This window comes from Streptomyces tricolor, from assembly GCF_002155905.1.
GTDB classification, from domain to species: Bacteria; Actinomycetota; Actinomycetes; order Streptomycetales; family Streptomycetaceae; genus Streptomyces; species Streptomyces tricolor.
This window is the reverse complement of record NZ_MUMF01000035.1, coordinates 1-21373: the sequence shown is the minus strand read 5'-3', so window position 1 is coordinate 21373 and position 21373 is coordinate 1. Positions and strand designations below refer to the sequence as shown.

General features: G+C 70.5%; 15 protein-coding genes. 4 read left to right on the top strand and 11 right to left on the bottom strand.

What is annotated here, in order from left to right:
- Positions 1–497: 497 nt before the first annotated feature.
- The 3 genes from CCN44_RS03000 to thyX all read right to left on the bottom strand — a co-directional run bounded on the left by CCN44_RS03000 (position 498) and on the right by thyX (position 4223).
- Complete coding sequence (locus CCN44_RS03000; RefSeq protein WP_059252940.1) at positions 498–2183, bottom strand: ribonuclease J; 1686 nt, start codon at positions 2181–2183, stop codon at positions 498–500.
- Positions 2184–2363: 180 nt separating this feature from the next.
- Complete coding sequence (gene dapA, locus CCN44_RS02995; RefSeq protein ID WP_059252939.1) at positions 2364–3263, bottom strand: 4-hydroxy-tetrahydrodipicolinate synthase; 900 nt, start codon at positions 3261–3263, stop codon at positions 2364–2366.
- 210 nt (positions 3264–3473) lie between these two features.
- A complete protein-coding gene (gene thyX, locus CCN44_RS02990; protein ID WP_059252938.1) occupies positions 3474–4223 on the bottom strand; it encodes an FAD-dependent thymidylate synthase in 750 nt (249 codons plus the stop codon).
- A 204-nt stretch (positions 4224–4427) separates the two neighbouring features.
- On the opposite strand from thyX, the gene CCN44_RS02985 reads away from it, so the two are divergent.
- Complete coding sequence (locus CCN44_RS02985) at positions 4428–4661, top strand: hypothetical protein (RefSeq protein WP_059252937.1); 234 nt, start codon at positions 4428–4430, stop codon at positions 4659–4661.
- 101 nt (positions 4662–4762) lie between these two features.
- The gene (locus tag CCN44_RS02980) at positions 4763–5317 is read left to right on the top strand and encodes a hypothetical protein (protein WP_086696768.1); all 555 of its coding nucleotides are present in this window, start codon (positions 4763–4765) and stop codon (positions 5315–5317) included.
- Positions 5318–5426: 109 nt separating this feature from the next.
- On the opposite strand, the gene CCN44_RS02975 is transcribed toward CCN44_RS02980, so the two are convergent.
- From CCN44_RS02975 to rpsO, 5 genes are all read right to left on the bottom strand, one after another.
- Positions 5427–5879, bottom strand: a complete 453-nt coding sequence (locus CCN44_RS02975; protein ID WP_059252935.1) for a tetratricopeptide repeat protein — start codon at positions 5877–5879, stop codon at positions 5427–5429.
- Positions 5880–5886: 7 nt separating this feature from the next.
- Positions 5887–6639: a 4-hydroxy-tetrahydrodipicolinate reductase gene (gene dapB / locus CCN44_RS02970; protein ID WP_059252934.1), complete on the bottom strand. Its 753-nt coding sequence runs from the start codon at positions 6637–6639 to the stop codon at positions 5887–5889.
- 26 nt (positions 6640–6665) lie between these two features.
- Positions 6666–8045 carry a M16 family metallopeptidase gene (locus CCN44_RS02965; RefSeq protein WP_059252933.1) on the bottom strand — a complete coding sequence of 460 codons (1380 nt, stop codon included), beginning with the start codon at positions 8043–8045 and terminating at the stop codon, positions 6666–6668.
- Positions 8042–10261 carry a polyribonucleotide nucleotidyltransferase gene (locus CCN44_RS02960; RefSeq protein WP_086696767.1) on the bottom strand — a complete coding sequence of 740 codons (2220 nt, stop codon included), beginning with the start codon at positions 10259–10261 and terminating at the stop codon, positions 8042–8044. The genes CCN44_RS02965 and CCN44_RS02960 overlap by 4 nt, the downstream gene beginning before the upstream one ends.
- A gap of 367 nt (positions 10262–10628) precedes the next feature.
- Positions 10629–10916, bottom strand: a complete 288-nt coding sequence (rpsO, locus tag CCN44_RS02955) for a 30S ribosomal protein S15 (RefSeq protein ID WP_030619140.1) — start codon at positions 10914–10916, stop codon at positions 10629–10631.
- 268 nt (positions 10917–11184) lie between these two features.
- Between rpsO and CCN44_RS02950 the strand changes: the two genes are divergently transcribed.
- Positions 11185–11478, top strand: coding sequence for a DUF397 domain-containing protein (locus tag CCN44_RS02950; RefSeq protein ID WP_030657600.1), 294 nt, complete (start codon positions 11185–11187; stop codon positions 11476–11478).
- Between the two features lie 66 nt (positions 11479–11544).
- Here CCN44_RS02950 and eccD read toward each other — a convergent pair whose 3' ends face one another.
- Positions 11545–13053, bottom strand: coding sequence for a type VII secretion integral membrane protein EccD (eccD, locus tag CCN44_RS02945; RefSeq protein WP_086696770.1), 1509 nt, complete (start codon positions 13051–13053; stop codon positions 11545–11547).
- A gap of 337 nt (positions 13054–13390) precedes the next feature.
- Between eccD and eccCa the strand changes: the two genes are divergently transcribed.
- Positions 13391–17365 carry a type VII secretion protein EccCa gene (gene eccCa / locus CCN44_RS02940; protein WP_059252931.1) on the top strand — a complete coding sequence of 1325 codons (3975 nt, stop codon included), beginning with the start codon at positions 13391–13393 and terminating at the stop codon, positions 17363–17365.
- Positions 17366–17410: 45 nt separating this feature from the next.
- Here the strand turns inward: eccCa and CCN44_RS02935 are convergent, their stop codons facing one another.
- Both CCN44_RS02935 and CCN44_RS02930 read right to left on the bottom strand, forming a co-directional pair.
- Complete coding sequence (locus CCN44_RS02935) at positions 17411–19558, bottom strand: protein kinase domain-containing protein (RefSeq protein WP_086696766.1); 2148 nt, start codon at positions 19556–19558, stop codon at positions 17411–17413.
- A 99-nt stretch (positions 19559–19657) separates the two neighbouring features.
- Positions 19658–21373, bottom strand: a 1716-nt coding sequence (locus tag CCN44_RS02930; RefSeq protein ID WP_086696765.1) for an outer membrane protein assembly factor BamB family protein, incomplete at its 5' end; no start/stop codon positions are given.

Sequence of the window (21373 nt, the reverse complement as noted above, 5' to 3'; positions counted from 1 at the left end):
CTCCGTGAATGTTTACCGGTGATCCGGTGCAACACCACGAGAGCGGAACATCGGGAGGAATAGTCCCGATGTTCACAGCGTCCTCGCTGTGTTTTTTCAAAGGAACCTCGACCATCGGATTGTTCCGACGGACGGGGTATCAACATATCTGGCGTTGACTTTTGGCACGCTGTTGAGTTCTCAAGGAACGGTCGCTTCCTTTGTACTCACCCTCTCGGGCTTTCCTCCGGGCGCTTCCCTTCGGTGTTTCCGACTCTATCAGATCTTTTCTCGATCCGATTTCCTCGGTGCTTTCCAGGTTCCCGCTCTCGCGTTTCCCTTTCCGGCGGTTCCGACTCTATCAGAAGTTCTGAGTCGGTTTTCCCACCCGCTCCGGGCATCCGTGTCCAGCGCGTGAAGTGCTGGGGTTCCCGGTTGGGCGGAGCCGTAAACGTACTGGAGCGGGGCGCCCCGATGCAAATCGAGGCGCCCCGCTCCTGACGTACACCGACGGGTCGTCAGACCTCCACGACCACCGGGAGGATCATCGGCCTGCGGCGATAGGTCTCCGAGACCCACTTGCCGAGGGTCCGGCGGATGAGCTGCTGGAGCTGGTGGGGCTCCACGACGCCGTCCTGGGCGGACCGCTCCAGGACCTCCGTGATCTTCGGGATCACGTCGGTGAAGGCCGAGTCCTCGATGCCGGAGCCGCGCGCCTGGACGTGCGGGCCGCCGGTGATCTTCCCGGTGGAGGCGTCCATGACCACGAAGACCGAGATGATGCCCTCGTCGCCGAGGATCTTGCGGTCCTTCAGCGCCGGCTCGCCGACGTCGCCGACCGAGAGGCCGTCGACGTAGACGTAACCGGCCTGGACCTTGCCGGAGATCTTGGCCTTGCCGTCGACCAGGTCGACCGCCACGCCGTCCTCGGCGATGACGATCCGGTCGTGCGGGACGCCCGTCAGGGCGCCCAGCTCGGCGTTGGCCCGCAGGTGGCGCCATTCGCCGTGGACCGGCATCAGGTTCCGCGGGCGGCAGATGTTGTAGAAGTACAGCAGCTCGCCCGCGGACGCGTGACCGGAGACATGCACCTTGGCGTTGCCCTTGTGGACGACGTTGGCGCCCCAGCGGGTCAGGCCGTTGATCACGCGGTAGACCGCGTTCTCGTTCCCCGGGATCAGCGAGGACGCGAGGATGACGGTGTCGCCCTGGACGATGCGGATCTGGTGGTCGCGGTTGGCCATGCGGGACAGGGCTGCCATCGGCTCGCCCTGAGAGCCCGTGCAGACCAGGACCACCTCGTGGTCGGGCAGGTCGTCCAGCGTCTTGACGTCGACCACCAGGCCCGCCGGGACCTTCAGATAGCCCAGGTCGCGGGCGATGCCCATGTTGCGGACCATGGACCGGCCGACGAAGGCGACCCGGCGGCCGTACTCGTGGGCCGCGTCCAGAATCTGCTGGATGCGGTGGACGTGGCTGGCGAAGCTCGCCACGATGATCCGCTTGCGGGCGCCGGCGAAGACCTGCCGCAGGACGTTGGAGATGTCGCGCTCGTGCGGGGTGAACCCCGGGACCTCGGCGTTCGTGGAGTCGCTGAGAAGGAGGTCGATGCCCTCCTCGCTCAGCCGCGCGAAGGCGTGCAGGTCGGTGAGGCGGTTGTCCAGCGGGAGCTGGTCCATCTTGAAGTCGCCGGTGTGCACCGCCATGCCGGCGGGCGTACGGATGGCGACGGCCAGGGCGTCCGGGATGGAGTGGTTGACGGCGATGAACTCGCAGTCGAAGGGGCCGATGCGCTCCCGGTTCCCCTCCGCCACCTCCAGCGTGTACGGACGGATCCGGTGCTCCTGGAGCTTGGCCTCGATCAGGGCGAGGGTGAGCTTGGAGCCGATCAGCGGGATGTCCGGCTTCTCGCGGAGCAGGAACGGGACGCCGCCGATGTGGTCCTCGTGTCCGTGCGTGAGGACGATGCCCTCGATGTCGTCCAGGCGGTTACGGATGGACGAGAAGTCCGGCAGGATCAGGTCGATTCCGGGCTGCTCCTCCTCCGGGAAGAGCACTCCGCAGTCGACGATCAGCAGGCGGCCGCCGTACTCGAAGACCGTCATGTTCCGGCCGATCTCGCCGAGGCCGCCGAGCGGGGTGACCCGCAGGCCGCCCTCGGGGAGCGGCGGCGGCGGGCCGAGTTCAGGATGCGGATGACTCAAAAGACTCTCCTCACCACGCGCGCCACGTACCGGTACGGCACGTGGCGCGCATGACGTTCGTGCGGAAGCAGTTGTCGTTGTGGATGCAGGCACCGGTGGCCTGCCTCGTCTTCTGTTGTTCTTCAGTTTTTTCTTCAGTTCTTCTTCAGTTGTGAAGCCCCTGTGGTGCGAAGTCTGTAGTCAGAGCTGTACCCCGCCGGCGGCAAGATCGATCTTGAGCTGGGCGATCTCCTCGGGGGAGCACTCGACCATGGGCGAGCGCAGCGGTCCCGCGGGCAGGCCCTGGAGGGCGAGGGCGGCCTTGGTGGTCATGACGCCCTGGGTGCGGAACATGCCGGTGTAGACCGGGAGCAGCTTCTGGTGGATCTCGGTGGCCTTGACGACGTCGCCGGAGACGTACGCGTCGACCAGGGCGCGCAGGTCGGGGGTGACGAGGTGGCCGACGACCGAGACGAAGCCGACCGCGCCGACGGAGAGCAGCGGGAGGTTGAGCATGTCGTCGCCGGAGTACCAGGCGAGGCCGGACTGGGCGATGGCCCAGCTGGCGCGGCCGAGGTCGCCCTTGGCGTCCTTGTTGGCGACGATCCGGGGGTGCTCGGCGAGCCGGACGAGGGTCTCGGTGTTGATCGGGACGCCGCTGCGGCCGGGGATGTCGTAGAGCATGACGGGCAGGCCGGTGGCGTCGGCGACGGCCGTGAAGTGCCGGTACAGGCCCTCCTGCGGGGGCTTGTTGTAGTACGGCGTGACGACCAGGAGGCCGTGGGCGCCGATGCGCTCGGCCTCGCGGGCCAGCTCGATGCTGTGGTGGGTGTCGTTGGTTCCGACGCCGGCGACGACGTGGGCGCGGTCGCCGACGGCCTCCAGGACGGCTCGTACGAGGTCCGATTTCTCCGCGTCGCTGGTGGTGGGGGACTCGCCGGTGGTGCCGTTGACGATCAGGCCGTCGTTGCCTGCGTCCACCAGGTGGGCGGCGAGCCGCTGCGCGCCGTCGAGGTCGAGTGCGCCGTCCGCCGTGAAGGGCGTGACCATGGCGGTGAGGACCCGCCCGAAGGGGGTCTGCGGAGTCGAGGTCGGAGCCATGGGTAACACGCTACTCGGTGCGCGATACGAGGTGCGCCCTTGGGGTGCCGGGAAAGTCAGGACAAAGAAGGAGCCCGGCACTGCCTGCTCGGGGGTTCAAGCAGTGCCGGGTCCGTTTGATCAGGCTAGATGAACTTCTCTAAATGCCGCAATACGGACACTTCGCGAGGCTGATCCGCACATCCGTTCCGCCAGGGGAACAAGGCTTCGCTACGGGGCCACACGCCCGTTCGCGTTGAAGGCGGCGTACGTCAGCGGCATGAGCTTCGCCCACTCCGCCTCCATCTTCTCGCCCACCATCTCGATCTCCCGCTGCGGGAAGGACGGCACCTTGGCCAGCTCGTGCTGGGTGCGCAGGCCGAGGAAGTGCATCAGGGAGCGTGCGTTGCAGGTGGCGTACATCGAGGAGTAGAGGCCGACGGGCAGGGCGGCACGGGCCACCTCGCGCGCGACGCCCTCGGCGAGCAGCTTCTGGTAGGCGGCGTACGACTGCTCGTACGACTCCCGGAGCGCGCTGGTCACGGCCTCGTGCTGGGCCGGGGTGCCCTCGACGAACTCGTACTTGCCGGGGCGGCCCTGCTGGACGAGCTTGCGGGACTCGTCGGGGACGTAGAAGACCGGCTGCAGCTCGCGGTAGCGGCCGGACTCCTCGTTGTACGACCAGCCGACGCGGTGCCGCATGAACTCACGGAAGACGAAGATCGGGGCGCTGATGAAGAACGTCATCGAGTTGTGCTCGAACGGGCTGCCGTGCCGGTCGCGCATCAGGAAGTTGATCAGGCCCTTGGAGCGCTCGGGGTCCTTCTTCAGCTCGTCCAGGGACTGCTCGCCGGCGGTGGAGACACGGGCGGCGAAGAGCACGTCTGCGTCCGAAGCGCTGGACTTCACCAGCTCGACGGTGACGTCACCGCGGAACGTGAGCGACTCGGGGGTGGTCACGGGGGTAGGGGTCCTTCCCATCACTGCTGTGGTTGGCGACCACCTTACGGGGGCACCCGGCGGAGCCGGGCCACCACCTCGCCCCCCCAAAAAACGCACCCGAGATTTTTTCGGACATGGGCACCTTTTGTGTCACCCGCGCGTCTGTACCGGTGAGGCGTGCACGTTCGATCTTCGATGCCTTCGATCCTTCGACCTTCGATCCCGAAAGGAGTGGCGACCACGATGTCCCCCCGCGAGCCCGTACCCTTCGCCTTCCTGGCCGAGGCGGACAGGTTCCGCAGCAATGTCACTCCCCCGCCCCGTCGGCGGGCGTCCGCCGCCGAGATGGCCGGGCGCTGGCTGCTGGGCCTGACCCTCGTCGCCGGGCTCGTGGGAGCGCTGATCCTGGCGATGCCGGCGCTCTCCACGCCGTCCGGCACACCGACTCAGCAGTCCCAGGCGTCCCAGGGGCACTGAGCGCGGGCACTGACTCTTCCGGACGCTCACGGCTGGTGGGCGGGAAGAGGGCCGGATAGCCTCACGGCACAGCCCACGCGAGGAGCGAGTGAGGACCAGCCGTGCCCCTGCCCTTCCTGACGGCCGACCGCACCTTTGACGCAGTGGCCGAGAGCGCGCTGCCGTACGACGACCCGGACCGCTGGCGGCGCCCCTACCGGCCGGGGCCCTGGCGTGTGGGCGTGGCCGCGCTGGTGCTGCTGTTCGCCTCGCTCGTGCTGTTCGGCGCGGTGCTCACCGCGCTGACCGGCTCGCTGTCCACCGGCGGCGTCGTGCTCGGCGTCGGAGTGGCGATCGTCGCCGTGGCGCTGCGGCTGCTGCGCATGGGCGTGTGGGTGAGCGGGCGCGGGCTGCGCCGCACCGGCTTCCTGGTGACGCGGACGGTGCCGTGGCCGCGGGTGGTCTCCGTGCGGACGGTGCAGCAGCCGGTGCGCTGGCTGGGGCTGCCGCGCACGGTGCAGGGGCAGGCGCTGGCGCTCGTCCTCGGGGACCGGCCCGCCGAGGACACCCCGCCGCTGCTCACCACGCACGGCCTGGACTTCGTGGGCCGGCCGATGGCTTTCGACCGGGCGGCGGACGCGGTGGAGGCGTGGGCCGCGGAGAACCGTCACGCCTGACCCGGCGGACCGAACCGAAGGGGCCGGGCCGTGGAGAAGACCACGGCCCGGCCCCTTCGGCGCGGTACGGCCACCGGCCGCGGCCCGGCCACGGCGGGGGCTGTGGATGTCAGGTGCGCACGGGCCCGCCGTCGTGCAGGGTGATGGCGCGCTGCATCGCCTTGCGGGCGCGGGGGGTGTCACGGGCGTCGTGGTAGGCCACGGCGAGGCGGAACCAGCAGCGCCAGTCGTCCGGAGACGCCTCCGTCTCGGCCTTGCGCCGGGCGAACACCTCGTCGGCCGAGTCGCGGTCGATACGGCCGCTGGGCAGGCGTTTCAGCTCGTCGACCGGGAGGCCGCCCTCGGCGTCGAGTTCGGCGGCGAGCTGGTTGGCCTTGCGGACGAACTGGGTGTTCTTCCACAGGAACCACAGGCCGATGAACGGCAGGATCAGCACGGCCACGCCGAAGGTGACGGTGAGGAGCGTGCCGGACTGGATGAGCAGGACGCCGCGGCTGCCGACCAGGACGAAGTAGAAGACCAGGACGGCGGCCGTGACGGCGTAGGACAGCTTGGCTCGCATGACGGTGTCAGCCCAGGTCCAGGAAGTGCTCCAGGCCGAAGGTGAGGCCCGGAGCGGTCACCACGCGGCGGGCGCCGAGCAGGATGCCCGGCATGAAGCTGCTGTGGTGCAGGGAGTCGTGGCGGATGGTGAGGGTCTCGCCCTCGCCGCCGAGCAGGACCTCCTGGTGGGCCAGGAGGCCGCGCAGGCGGACGGCGTGGACCGGGACGCCGTCCACGTCCGCGCCCCGGGCGCCGTCCAGGGCCGTGACGGTGGCGTCCGGCGCCGGGGCCGTACCGGCCGCCCGGCGGGCCTCGGCGATGAGCTGGGCGGTGCGCGTGGCAGTGCCGGAGGGGGCGTCCACCTTGTTCGGGTGGTGCAGCTCGACCACCTCGACCGACTCGAAGTACGGCGCGGCGATCTGCGCGAACTTCATCGTCAGCACGGCCCCGATGGAGAAGTTGGGCGCGATGAGCACGCCGGTCTCCGGGGACTGGGCCAGCCAGCCCTTCAGCTGGGCGAGGCGGTCGTCGGTCCAGCCCGTCGTACCGACCACCGCGTGGATGCCGTGGCGCACGCAGAAGTCGAGGTTGCCCATGACCGAGGCGGGGGTGGTCAGCTCCACGGCGACCTGGGCGCCGGTCTCCGCCAGCGTCTCCAGCTTGTCGCCGCTGCCGAGGGCGGCGACCAGCTCCATGTCCTCGGCGGCCTCGACCGCCTTGACCGCCTCCGATCCGATCCGGCCCTTGGCACCGAGGACCGCCACGCGCAGCTTGCTCATGTTCCTGCTTCCTAACCGGTGGTGTTTCAGGCGACCGCGTCGTGCAGCCGGGCGGCCTGCTTGTCCTTGAGCGGGCCGATGACCGACAGCGACGGGCGCTGTCCCAGGATGTCGCGGGCGACGGACCGGACCTCGTCCGGAGTGACCGCGGCTATCTTCGCCAGCATGTCGTCCACGGACATCTGCTCGCCCCAGCACAGCTCGCTCTTGCCGATACGGTTCATCAGCGCGCCGGTGTCCTCCAGGCCCAGCACCGTGGACCCCCTCAGCTGGCCGATGGCGCGGGCGATCTCCTCGTCGGAGAGGCCGTTGTGCGCGACGTGGTCGAGTTCGTCGCGGCAGATCCGCAGCACGTCGTGCACCTGGCTGGGCCGGCAGCCGGCGTAGACGCCGAACAGGCCGCAGTCGGCGAAGCCGGAGGTGTACGAGTACACGCTGTAGGCCAGGCCGCGCTTCTCCCGGACCTCCTGGAAGAGGCGGGAGGACATGCCGCCGCCGAGGGCGGTGTTGAGCACGCCCATGGCCCAGCGGCGGTCGTCGGTGCGCGCGAGGCCCGGCATGCCGAGGACGACGTGCGCCTGCTCGGTCTTGCGGGCCAGCAGCTCGACCTTGCCGAGGGCACGGATCGTACGGCGGCCGGCGCGCGGGGCGATGGGCTGCGCGTCGGTGTTCCGCAGGGCGCCCGCCTTCTCGAAGGCCGCGCGGACCTGGCGGACGACCTTGTTGTGGTCGACGTTGCCGGCGCAGGCGACCACGAGGTGGGTCGGGTCGTAGTGCTTCTTGTAGAAGCGGCGGATGCGGTCGGCGGTCAGGGCGTTGACCGTGTCGACCGTGCCGAGGACCGGGCGGCCGAGAGCGTTGTCGCCGAACATGGTGTGCGCGAACAGGTCGTGCACACAGTCGCCGGGGTCGTCCTCGGTCATGGCGATCTCTTCGAGGATCGCGCCGCGCTCGACGTCGACGTCCTCCTCGCGGATCAGCGAGCCGGTCAGCATGTCGCAGACGACGTCGATGGCCAGGGGCAGGTCGGTGTCGAGCACGCGCGCGTAGTAGCACGTGTACTCCTTGGCCGTGAACGCGTTCATCTCGCCGCCGACCGCGTCGAGCGCGGAGGAGATGTCGAGCGCGCTGCGGCGGTTCGTGCCCTTGAAGAGCAGGTGCTCCAGGTAGTGCGTGGCGCCGTTCAGGGACGGGGTCTCGTCACGGGAGCCGACGTGCGCCCAGATGCCGAAGGTGGCCGAGCGGACGGAGGGCAGAGTCTCGGTGACGACGCGCAGGCCGCCGGGGAGGGTGGTCTTGCGGACCGTACCGATGCCGTTCATCCCCTTGATGAGGGTTTGGGTACGGGCGACGGCCCGCGCCTCCGAAGAGGGGCGGGCCGTCGCCTTGGAGCTACGGGACGTCACTGCTCGGCGTCGTCCTTCGACTCGTCAGAGCCTTCCTCGCCCTCGATCACGGGGACCAGGGAGAGCTTGCCGCGGGAGTCGATCTCGGCGATCTCGACCTGGACCTTCTGGCCCACGCCGAGCACGTCCTCGACGTTCTCCACGCGCTTGCCGCCGGCGAGCTTGCGGATCTGCGAGATGTGCAGCAGACCGTCCTTGCCGGGCAGCAGGGAGACGAACGCACCGAAGGTGGTCGTCTTGACGACCGTACCGAGGTAGCGCTCGCCGACCTCGGGCATCGTCGGGTTGGCGATGCCGTTGATCGTGGCGCGGGCGGCCTCGGCGGAGGGGCCGTCGGCGGCGCCGATGTAGATCGTGCCGTCGTCCTCGATGGTGATCTCGGCGCCCGTGTCCTCCTGGATCTGGTTGATCATCTTGCCCTTGGGGCCGATGACCTCACCGATCTTGTCGACCGGGATCTTGACGGTGATGATCCGCGGGGCGTGCGGGCTCATCTCGTCGGGCCGGTCGATGGCCTCCATCATCACGTCGAGGATGTGCAGGCGGGCGTCGCGGGCCTGCTTGAGGGCCGCGGCGAGGACGGAGGCCGGGATGCCGTCCAGCTTGGTGTCGAGCTGGAGGGCGGTCACGAATTCCTTGGTGCCGGCGACCTTGAAGTCCATGTCGCCGAAGGCGTCCTCCGCACCGAGGATGTCGGTGAGGGTGACGTAGTGCGTCTCGCCGTCGATCTCCTGGGAGATCAGACCCATGGCGATACCGGCGACCGGGGCCTTCAGCGGCACACCGGCGTTCAGCAGCGACATGGTGGAGGCGCAGACCGAGCCCATGGACGTCGAGCCGTTGGAGCTGAGCGCCTCGGAGACCTGACGGATCGCGTAGGGGAACTCCTCGCGCGTCGGCAGGACCGGGATCAGGGCGCGCTCGGCGAGGGCGCCGTGGCCGATCTCGCGGCGCTTCGGGGAGCCGACGCGGCCGGTCTCGCCGGTGGAGTACGGCGGGAAGTTGTAGTTGTGCATGTAGCGCTTGCGGGTCACCGGGGAGAGGGTGTCCAGCTGCTGCTCCATGCGGAGCATGTTGAGGGTGGTGACGCCCAGGATCTGGGTCTCGCCACGCTCGAACACGGCGGAGCCGTGGACCCGCGGGATGGCCTCGACCTCGGCGGCCAGGGTGCGGATGTCCGTCAGGCCGCGGCCGTCGATCCGCTTCTTCTCCTTGATCACGCGCTCGCGGACCAGCTGCTTGGTGAGCGAGCGGTACGCGGCGGAGATCTCCTTCTCGCGGCCCTCGAACTCCGGCAGCAGCTTCTCGGCGGCCAGGCCCTTGACGCGGTCCAGCTCGGCCTCGCGCTCCTGCTTGCCGGCGATGGTGAGCGCCTGGGCCAGCTCGGGCTTGACGGCGGCCGTCAGCGCCTCGAACACGTCGTCCTGGTAGTCCAGGAAGATCGGGAACTCGGCGGTCGGCTTGGCGGCCTTGGCGGCGAGGTCGGCCTGGGCGCGGCACAGGACCTTGATGAAGGGCTTCGCGGCCTCCAGACCGGCGGCGACGACCTCCTCGGTCGGCGCCTCGGCGCCGCCCTCGACCAGCTTGATGGTCTTCTCGGTGGCCTCGGCCTCGACCATCATGATCGCGACGTCGCCGTCCTCCAGGACACGGCCGGCGACGACCATGTCGAAGACGGCGTCCTCCAGCTCGGTGTGGGTCGGGAAGGCGACCCACTGGCCGCGGATCAGCGCGACGCGGACGCCGCCGATCGGGCCGGAGAAGGGCAAGCCGGCCAGCTGCGTGGACGCGGACGCGGCGTTGATCGCCACGACGTCGTACAGGTGGTCGGGGTTGAGCGCCATGATCGTGGCGACGACCTGGATCTCGTTGCGCAGGCCCTTCTTGAAGGACGGGCGCAGCGGGCGGTCGATGAGGCGGCAGGTGAGGATCGCGTCCTCGGACGGCCGGCCCTCACGGCGGAAGAAGCTGCCGGGGATCTTGCCGGCGGCGTACATCCGCTCCTCGACGTCCACCGTGAGGGGGAAGAAGTCGAGCTGGTCCTTGGGGTTCTTGGAGGCGGTGGTGGCCGACAGCACCATGGTGTCGTCGTCCAGGTACGCCACGGCGGAGCCGGCGGCCTGCTTGGCCAGGCGGCCCGTCTCGAAGCGGATGGTGCGGGTGCCGAAGGGACCGTTGTCGATGACGGCCTCGGCGTAGTGGGTCTCGTTCTCCACTAGCGTTTTCTCCGTTACTTATCGTCTTTTCGTCCCTTGGCTGCCCGTGTGGCAGGGGGACGGTGGTGGAGAAGCGCTCCGTGCGGTGCGGGCCGGTCTTCGATCGAAGCACCCGGGGCTCGCTTCCCCCGGGGGCCACTACCGAGGACCGGCGGCGGCTGGGTGCGCTTCTCCTCGTTCTGTGTCGTACGTACTGCGTTGTGCTACCACACTACAAAGCGTGAGTGACACTCCGCATGTTTCCGCTTCAGCGGCGGAGTATTCCGTGTGAGCGGCAGAGCCCTGCATACGGCAAGCGGCCGGGCCCCGCATACGGCAAAGGGAGCGGTCCCCGAGTCCTTTCGGGAACCGCTCCCCTCACGGCGTCTTACTTGGCGCCCGCCGCACCGCGGCGGATGCCGAGGCGGTCGACCAGCGTACGGAAGCGCTGGATGTCCTTCTTCGCCAGGTACTGCAGCAGGCGACGGCGCTGACCGACCAGGATCAGCAGGCCACGACGGGAGTGGTGGTCGTGCTTGTGGGTCTTGAGGTGCTCGGTCAGGTCGGAGATCCGACGGGAGAGCAGAGCGACCTGGACCTCGGGGGAGCCGGTGTCACCCTCCTTGGTACCGAACTCGGCGATGATCTGCTTCTTCGTAGCGGCGTCGAGCGACACGCGTACTCCTCATAGTCTGTTGAGTGCCACCGAGTGCCCCCGGTCTACGTCTCGGGGGAGCTTCCGTTACTCGGGAGGCGGGGATCCGCTGGGCGCGGCCTCCAGAACACGGACGGTTCCGGGGGTGCGTACACAAACGGCCGTCACCGAGGGTACCAGGAGATGGCGGACTCCTTACGCCCGGTCGCCGAAACCTCCTGGTGGCGCGGCGTCGGCCACTAGGGTGAGCGCCGGGACCGTACCTACCTCGGGAAGGGGTCGCTGCACGATGGCGGAGACGGAAGCGGAGATCAAGGCGCGCAAGGAGCGGGAGCGGGACGAGCTGTACGCGCTCGACATCTCGGGCGTCGAGTGGCACTGCGCGCCGGGCACGGAGGAGCACGAGGAGCGCGTCGAGATCGCGTACCTGCCCGGCGGGGCGGTGGCGATGCGTTCCTCCCTCGACCCGGACACCGTGCTCCGCTACACCGAGGCGGAGTGGCGGGCGTTCGTGCTGGGGGCGCGGGACGGGGAGTTCGATCTGAAGCCGATGGCCCATAACGGGGGGCTCGACGTGCAGTGAGCTGCGCGACGAGACGGGGGGCGGCACGCGCGCGTGCCGCCCCCCGCTCGTATCGGGTGATGGGGGCTAGCTGGTCATGGCGCGGGCCTGGGCGTATACGTCGAAGACCGCGAGGGCCAGCGGGATCAGGGTGAGCAGCACGAAGCTCTCGGCGATCTCCAGGAAGCGCCCCCAGAAGGGGGTGACACCGCGCCGCGGGGTGATCAGGGCGATCGCGGTGACCAGGGCGGTGGCCGCGGCGACGGCCGCGGCCAGCCAGACACTGCGGATGTCGAGGGCGGCGGTGTCGCCCCGGAAGGCGTCGATCAGGTAGTCCCGGGGCGGGTTCAGGGCCAGCCCGAGGCCGAGGAAGACGATCGCGGCCAGACCCGCGGCCAGGGTGGCGCCGACCTGCGCGGTGTACCGGAACAGGTGTGCCCGCATGAGCATCGCCACGCCGGTCGCGAGGGCCAGCAGCTGGGCCCACATGTTGCTGGAGAAGCCGAGGACGATCGACGCGCCCACGGCGACGAGGGCGCAGCCGCCGACCAGGCCGACGAGGAGTTCGTGGCCGCGCCGGGCCTGGGCGGCGATCCGCTCGGCGTCGACGGGTTCCTGGGCGGCGGGCTCGCCGCTGTCGTAACCGCCGCGGGAGGGGTTGGGCGGTTCGAAGCCGATGGGCAGCCGCGCGAAACGCATGGACAGGCCGGGCAGGAAGGCCAGCGCCACGACGGACAGCGGGGCGCAGACGGCGGCCGTCTCGATGGGCCTCAGATCGCTGAGGATCGCGATGAACGTCGTGACCAGACCGATGGCGGAGGCGAAGACGAACGCCACGAACGGGCCGTCGCCCCCGGGTGACACCAGGGTCAGCACGACGGCGGCGACCAGAACGGCGGTGCAGGCGAGCAGGAACTGGAGCCGTCCGATGCCCTCGCCCGCGGAGAGCGACAGCAGCCCCGAACCGGCCACCGCGACGTTCGGCAGGGCGCCGAGTCCCAGCGCGACCGCGGAGCCCCGGTCGTCGTACACACGCGCGCGTACGCAGGCGATGGTCACGAGCAGGACGCCGCAGATGCCCGCGATGATGCCCTGCAGGCTGTGCATGTCGTGCCGGATCTGGGAGCTCCAGGCCACGAACGCGAGCAGCGCGGGCAGGATGCCGCCCGCGACGAGTCCGGCGGCCCGGGTGAGGTCGCCGTTCCACAGGGTGCGGTCCCGGGTGACCGCGGCGGCCACCGCCTCCGAGACGTCGTCGACGACGGCCGGGGGCAGCGACTCGGCGAACGGGCGCAGAGTGAGCAGTTCGCCGTCGAGGATGCGCTGGGCCGTGAAGGACCGGGCGCCGTCGAGGACGGTGCCGTCACGCCGTACGAGGTGGTAGCCGACCGGCGCGCCCTCGGTCGGGCTCTGCTGGGACAGCCGCAGGATCTCCGGGTACAGGTCGGCGACCGGTACGTCGTCGGGCAGCGCCACGTCGATGCGGCTGTCGGGCGCCACGATGGTGACGCGGCAGAAGCCGAATCCCATGCCCGCCCCGGAAGGGGCTCCGGTGCCCGGTCCACCGGTCGCGCCGGCCGGCGCGGAGGCCGTCATGCTCACCTGCTGTTCCCCCTCGTCGGTGGTGGGGCGGCCTTCGGTGCCACCGCGCACCCTTCCGCCCGTAAAGATGCTGTGTAGGTTGTGCGGCGCCCGCCCGCTGCGCCGGCCGACCGAGCGGTCCTGGCCGGGATCCACGGGAGGCACTTGCTTCGAACCGTTGCGGAATGCCCGGGTTTTCCCAGAACCATTCGCAACTGCTCACGCGCTCCACCGGCACCCTACCGCCCGGCGTTGTCGGTGGTTGTCAGTAGGATCGCGGTTCGCGATCGACGTCCGCCTGACACGGGGCGGCGGATGAAACATCTCGGTCCGGCAAGGGAATTGGTGCGTAGTGAGCCACATCGTCGTCAAGCGCCCTCCGCGGGCACTGCCGAAGGAAGTGCCCACGGACGAGGTCGTGCTGCAAGCTCCGCCGGAACTGCCGCGCGGGCAGCAGGAAGGCGCACTGATGCAGCTCCTGCCCATGCTGGGCATGGGCGGGTCCGTGGTGTTCTTCTTCAACCCGCAGGCCCAGCCCTTCATGAAGATCATGGGCATGGTGATGGTGGCCTCGACCATCGCCATGGGCATCTCGATGCTGGTCCGCTACCGCCGTGGCAACCAGGGGCAGATGGCCGACCTGCGCCGTGACTACCTGCGCTACCTGTCCCAGACCCGGCGCGCCGCCGTGGAGACCGCGAAGACACAGCGCGACACCCAGTACTACCTGCACCCTTCGCCGGAGCAACTGTGGGCGCTGGTCGCCGAGGGCAGCCGGGTCTGGGAGCGGCGCACCAGCGACGAGGACTTCGGGCAGGTGCGCGTGGGCCTCGGCCCGCAGGCCCTGGCCACCCCCCTGATCCCGCCGCAGACCGCCCCGGTCGATGAGCTGGAGCCGCTGACCGCGGGCGCCATGCAGCGTTTCCTGGCCACCCACAACACTCTCGACGACCTGCCGATGGCGGTCTCGCTGCGCGCCTTCTACCACGTGACGATCAGCGGCGAGCCGGGCACCGTGCGCGGCACCGCCCGTGCCGTCACCGCCTCCCTCGCCTCGCTGCACTCCCCCGAGGACCTGGCCATCGCCGTCTTCACCGCACGCGAGTCGGCGCCCGAGTGGGAGTGGGCCAAGTGGCTGCCGCACGTGCAGGCCCCGGGTGTCGCCGACGGCGCCGGCAGCCTGCGCCTGATCAGCACCGACCCGGTGGAGCTGGAGGACCGGCTCGCTTCCCGGCTGGAGGGTCGCCCGCGGTTCCACCCCGGCGGGCCGCCGGTGCCCGAGCAGCCCCACCTGGTGGTCGTGCTCGACGGCGTCTCCCTGCCGCCCACCTCCCTGCTGGCCAGCCCCGAGGGGCTGCAGGGCGTGACGGTCCTGGAGGTCGTGCCGGGCGACCTCAGCACCGGCCGCGGCGACCTCTCGGTCATCGTGCAGCCCAGGGAACTGCGCCTGGAGTCGGCGCACGGCATGGTCTACGAAGGGACGCCGGACGTCCTGTCGTACGAGGCGGCGGAGGCGCTCGCCCGTCAGCTGGCGCCGCTGCGCATGGCGTCGGGCGGCGACGACGACGAACCGCTGCTCGCCAACCTGGAGTTCACGGACCTGCTGAACCTGGGCGACGCCGCCTCGGTCGACCCGAAGCGGACATGGCGGCCCCGCTCGCAGTCGGAGCGGCTGCGGGTGCCGATCGGTGTCGGCGAGGACGGCCGGCCCGTGATGCTCGACCTCAAGGAGGCCGCGCAGGAGGGCATGGGCCCGCACGGCCTGTGCGTCGGCGCCACCGGTTCCGGCAAGTCGGAGCTGCTGCGCACCCTGGTGCTGGGCCTCGCGGTCACGCACTCCTCGGAGACGCTGAACTTCGTCCTCGCGGACTTCAAGGGTGGTGCGACCTTCGCCGGCATGGCGCAGATGCCGCACGTGGCGGCGGTCATCACCAACCTCGCCGACGACCTGACCCTGGTCGACCGCATGGGCGACTCGATCCGCGGTGAGCTGAACCGCCGTCAGGAGCTGCTGCGCGACGCGGGCAACTACGCCAACATCCACGACTACGAGAAGGCGCGCGCGGCGGGTGCGCCGCTGCAGCCGATCCCGTCCCTGGTCCTGGTGATCGACGAGTTCAGCGAGCTGCTGACGGCGAAGCCGGACTTCATCGAGATGTTCGTGCAGATCGGCCGGATCGGCCGTTCGCTGGGCGTGCACCTGCTGCTGGCCTCGCAGCGCCTTGAGGAGGGCCGGCTCCGGGGTCTCGAGACCTATCTGTCGTACCGCATCGGTCTGCGGACGTTCTCGGCCGCGGAGTCCCGTGCCGCGCTCGGTGTCCCGGACGCGTACGAGCTGCCGAACGTCCCCGGTTCCGGCTTCCTGAAGTTCGGCACGGACGAGATGGTCCGCTTCAAGGCGGCGTACGTCTCCGGGGTGTACCGCACCAGCTCGCAGCAGGCGGCGGCGCTCGGCGGCCCGCTTCCCGTCGACCGCCGGCCGGTCCTCTTCACGGCCGCCGAGGTCCCGGTGCATTACGTGCCGATTCCGCAGCAGCGGCAGGCGGAGACCGGCGAGCGGCAGGACGACGCGCTGGCCGACACCGTGCTCGACGTGATCGTGCGGCGTCTGGAGGCGCAGGGCCCGGCCGCCCACCAGGTGTGGCTGCCCCCGCTGGACAGCCCGCCGTCGCTCGACGCGCTGCTGCCGGGGCTCGCCCCGGTGCCCGGCCGCGGCATGACCCAGCCGGGCTACGAGGGCGCGGGCCGGCTCGTCGTCCCGGCCGGCCTCATCGACAAGCCGTACGAGCAGCGGCGTGACCCGCTGTGGCTGGACTTCGGCGGCGCGGCCGGTCACATGCAGATCGTCGGCGGTCCGCAGTCCGGCAAGTCGACGCTGGTGCGCTCGATCATCGCGTCGTTCGCGCTGACCCACACCCCGTGGGAGGTGCAGTTCTACGGCCTTGACTTCGGTGGTGGCGGTATGGCCGCGGTGGCCGGTCTGCCGCATGTGGGCGGTGTCGCCTCCCGGCTGGACCCGGAGAAGGTCCGGCGTACGGCGGCCGAGGTGTACGGCGTGATGACCCGGCGCGAGGAGTACTTCCGCTCGGCGGGCATCTCCTCCATCGCGGAGTTCCGGGCTCGCCGCGCGCGGGGGGACATCTCGGTGACCGACCAGCCCTGGGGTGACGTGTTCCTGGTCATCGACGGCTGGGGCACCTTCCGCACGGACTACGAGGCGCTGGAGCCGCTGGTGCTGGACATCGCCGCGCGCGGTCTGGGCTACGGCATCCACCTGATCCTCACCGCCTCGCGCTCGATGGAGGTCCGCGCGAACCTCAAGGACCACCTGATGAACCGCCTCGAACTGCGGCTGGGTGACCCCATGGACTCCGAGATCGACCGCAAGGTCGCGGCGAACGTGCCCACCGGAGTGCCGGGACGCGGTCAGACCCCGCAGAAGCAGCACTTCATGGCGGCGGTCCCGCGCATCGACGGCCTCTCCTCCGACACGGATCTCGCGGAGGCGACGACCGCCCTGGCGGCGGAGGTCACCCGCCACTGGCAGGAGCCCGGCGCCCCCGAGGTACGGCTGCTGCCGCGCGAGTTCCCGGCGACCCAGCTTCCGCCGGGCGACCGCTTCCCGAACCGCGGCATCTCCTTCGCCCTCGACGAGGACAACCTGGAGCCGGTGTTCGTGGACTTCGAACAGGACCCGTTCTTCCTGGTGTTCGGAGAGAGCGAGTCCGGAAAGTCGAACCTGCTGAAGCTGATCATCAAGCGGCTGACCGAGCGGTACGACGGCGACACCTGCAAGCTCTTCGTCGTCGACAACCGCCGCTCGCTGCTCGGGGTGACGCCGGAGTCGCACCTGGCCGAGTACATCCCCATGTCGAACCAGATGCAGCATCACATGGACGCGCTGGCCGACCTGATGCAGCGCCGCACCCCGACCGCCGACGTGACCCCGGAGCAGCTGCGCAACCGCAGCTGGTGGCGAGGCCCCACGGTGTACGTCATCATCGACGACTACGACCTCGTGTCCACGTCGAGCGGCAACCCGCTGGCGGGTCTGACGGAGCTGCTGCCGTTCGCCCGTGACGTCGGCGTCCGCTTCATCATCGCCCGGTCCACGGCCGGTGCGGGGCGTGCCGGGTACGAGTCCTTCATGCAGCGCATCAAGGAACTCGGCGCCCAGGGCGTGGTCCTCGCGGGTGACCCGGCCGAGGGCGATCTGCTCGGTGGCGTCCGGCCGCGGCCGATGCCGGCGGGCCGGGGTGTCTTCGTGTCGCGGAAGCGGGGCAAGCCGATGATCCAGGTGGGGCTGGTGCCGGACGGCACCAGCTGACCCGGCCGCCGCGCGCCTCCCGTCCTCGGACGGGAGGCGCCGCTGTCAGAAGGTCGTCAGGGCGTCCACCGAGCTGTCGTGCATGAGGAAGACCCGGTTGCCGGCGGTTGCGAAGCGGCCGTGGTCGAACGCGGGAATCCCGTACCGCCATACCTGTTCGCCCTCCTCGATCCTCGCCGTCTTGATCTCCATGGACGGTGTGGAGTCATCGGGACCGTAGTCGATGGCCCAGACGGCGTGGCCCGCGACGGCGACACGGCTGGTGGCCGCGGCGGTCATCGGTCTGACGGAGACACCGGTGCGCTCGGGCACCCACAGGTCGCTGCCGTCACGCTTGTCCAGGCGCATGGGGTAGACGTCCTTGGTGGCGTAGACGGCGTCCTCGTGCACCTTCGGTCCGCCCCAGTAGGTGTCCCGCCAGGTCTTCGCGCTCCAGATCAGCTCACCGTCGCTGAGCCGGCGGGCTTGGAGTGCCTCGCCGTTGAGATAGGCGGTGCCGCCGTGGACGGCCGGTCTGACCACGACCTCGTCGGGGTCGAAGTCGGCCGTCCGGGTCCAGGCCGTACGGCCGTCACCCGTCCGGACGGCGAGGACGCTGCCGTTGTCCGAGGCCGCCGCCAGCAGCGTGCCCCGGGCGATGGCGCCGGGGGTCACCAGCCCCTTGCGGAAGTCGGCGGGGACGGTCACGGTCCACCGGACCTCGGCGTTCGAGCGGCCGATGCTGCGGAGTCTGCCGTCCTTCGTGAAGACGTACACGGCCTCCGCGTCGGCGGCGAGCAGCGTCGCCGCTTCGGCCGCCGGGCAGGTCCACTTGGGCTCCCCGGTGGAGGCGACGAAGGTCCGCAGGGTGCCGTCGCCGTCCGTGCCGGCGACCAGCCGGTCCGACAGCGACAGATAGCCGCCCTTCGCCACGATGGCGGGTGCGGTCCAGCGCTGCTTGCCGTTCCTGACGTCGTGCGCCGCGATGCCCCCTCCCGGGGAGCCGAAGACGATGACGTCGCGCACGGGCAGCAGCGCGGGCGAATAGACGTCCACCACGTCGCTCATCGACCAGAGGACGTCTGGTTCGCCGTAGCTCTTCTCGTCCACGCCGGGTTGGCGTTCGAGCCGCTGGACGGGGGTGCGCACGGCCGGAGGGATGTCGAAGGGGTCGCTCTTCCCGGGTCGGCGTGCCGTGCCGCTCCGCGTGCCGAGCCACCAGGCCGTCGTACCGCCGCCGGCCGCGACCACCACGCCGGCGGCGGAGAGCCCGGTGATCAGGCGCCGCCGTGTCACGGAGGGGGTCTCGCCAGCGGGCTGGACGGTGACCTGGGTCGTCAGCCGGCGGGCGGCGGACTCCCGCTCCTTGATGGCGTCCGCGATCTTCCCTCGCCGCCAGGCCCGCTCGGCTCCTCCGGGCGCTGCCATGGCCTGTGCGATCTGCGCGGGGAGCGGGCGCGCGGCCGGGTCCTTCGCCAGGCAGGGGCCGATGAGCGCCTGCAGCTGCGGTGCCATGCCGCCCAGCCGGGGCTGCCCGTGCACCACCTCGTACTGCAGCGCCGCCACGTGCCCGCCGTCGAACGCCCGGCTGCCGGTGGCGGCGTACACGAGCACGGCGCCGAGCGAGAACACGTCGGCGGGCGGGCCGACGCGCCGGCCGAGCACCTGCTCGGGTGCGCCGTAGCCCGGTGTGATCGGGATCTGGCCGGTGGTCGTGAGGGTGAGCCCGTGTTCGGGCCGGGCGATGCCGAAGTCGATGACGCGTGGCCCGTCCGAGGTGAGCACGATGTTCGGGGGCTTGAGATCGCGGTGGACGAAGCCCACCGCGTGGATGTCGGCGAGGGTTCGCGCCAGGGAGGCGGCCAGGGCGCGCACGGCGGGTTCGCCGAGAGGGCCGTAGGTGTCGACGACCTGGTCGAGGGTGAGCCCGGCGAGGAACTCGGTGGCGATCCACGGCCGCGCTCCCTCGGTGTGCGCGCCGAGCACGGCGGCGACTCCCTTGCTGCGCACGGCCTGAGCGGAGTGCGCCTCGCGTACGAAGCGCTGGGCGAGGCCGGTGTCGTGTGCGAGTTCGGGACGCAGCACCTTGACGGCGGCGAGCACACCGGCGCGGTCCTGGCCGACGTAGACCTTGCCCATTCCGCCCTCGCCGAGGACGCCGAGCAGACGGTAGGGGCCGAGTCGGACCGGATCGCCGGCGCCGAGGGGTTTCATGCTGGGGTGGGTCCTTCTGACGAGAGGGGCGGGCGGCGGTCTCCGGGCAGCTCCGGGAAGCGGTCCGGCGCGGCGGCCTGTCAGGCGGTCCGCCTGTGGTCACGTGAGCGGATAGGCGGACAGGAAGTCGGCGTCCACGCCGAGGACCAGTCCCGACCGGGTGTCCGCGTGGAACTGCACGGCGTCGGTCTGGTAGGTCAGGGCGATGTCGTGGGCCGTCAGCGACACGGCCCGCAGCTGGAAGCCGTTCTTGTAGTAGGCGTAGCGGTTGCCGATGACCGGTTGCCAGCCGGTGTACGCCTCCTCCGCTTCGGTGGTCGCCTCGGTCCACAGGCGTGTGCCGCGCTCCGGGTCCACCGCCGTGAGCCCGACGCCCTTCCCGACGGTGTACAGCACCCCCTTCTTCAGCGTCGGCGGGCTGTACCGCCGCCCGCTCTCGGTCGCCCACACCTGTGATCCGTCGCTCAGCCGCAGTGCCCGGAGCCGGTCGCCGCCGACGTACACACGGCTGCCGTCCGCGGCGATCTCGCTCCGGAGGGAATCGATGTCCTCGACGTCGTACGGCGTGTCCCACAGGACGGATCCGCTGCCGGTGTCACGTACGACGAGGTGCACCTTCTTGTCCGCCACCTCCTGCAGGGTCACCAGGCGACCGCCGACGACCTTCGCGGCGAGGAAGTGCAGCCGATGGCTCCTGGCCGGCCGCTTCGGCAGCGGCTTCGTCCAGAGGGTCTTGCCGGTCTTGAGGTCGGCGGCACGCAACGTCCAGGTCTGGGAGGGCAGGAAACCGTAGTCCTCCGCCTCCTTCCCGTAGCCCGCCGCCACGTACACGACGTCGTCGGAGATGCAGAGGAGCTGGTTCGGCTTGATGACGTAAGCCGCGTCCGCCAGGCGAGTCGAGGTCCGCCTCGCATAGCTCTGTTCCTCGTCCCAGGTGACGATCGCCATCGAGCGACCCTGCCCGTCGAAGTCCTGCCCCAGGAGGTACAGCCGGTCGTTCACCGCCGCCGCCTGCCACCAGTTGCCTTCGAACAGGAGCTGCCGGGATCTGCCGTCGGACGGATCGAGGCGCTTGACGGTCGCGTTCATCGGGAGCCAGATCGATCCATTGGCGCGGTAGGGGCGGATCAGGCCCCACCAGTCCATCTCCAGGGAGCCCCTGCCGCCGTACTGCCACAGCGGAGCGATGTTGCGCGTCTGCCGCGGCTCCTTCGCGGGCGGAGTCGTGTCACGCCTCCGATACGACCATATGCCTCCACCCACGGCGGCGGTCACCGCGACCGCCCCCGCGCCGGCCAGGAAGCCGCGACGTGAGCGGCCCCGCCGCGCCGGCGGCGCGGTGACCTCGGACGGCCCTGCCTCGACCGCCGGAGCCGGCAACCGCTGCGGCACCACCCGCCAGACGTCGGCGGCCCGCCGCGCGATGTCCGCGAGCAGCCAGTCGGGCAGATGGTCGGCGAACTCGCCGACACCGTCGTGGAGTCGGGACGCCAGCTGCGCCGTGGTCGGCCGCTCCCCCGGCTCCTTGGCCAGGCACCGGGCGAGCAGCGGCACGAGTGCGGCCGGTACGCCGCCGAGGTCCGCCTCCGCGTACCGCACCCGGTACAGCAGGTCCGCCGCCTGCCCGCTCCCGAACGGGCCGTGCCCGGTGGCCGCGTACACCAGTACTCCGGCGAGCGCAAAAACGTCGCCGGCCGCGTCGTGCTCCTGCCCCGTGGCCTGTTCCGGCGACATGAAGGCCGGTGTGCCGACCGCGGCGCCCGCCCGGGTCAGCCGGTCGTCGCCGATGGCCCGGGCGATGCCGAAGTCGATGAC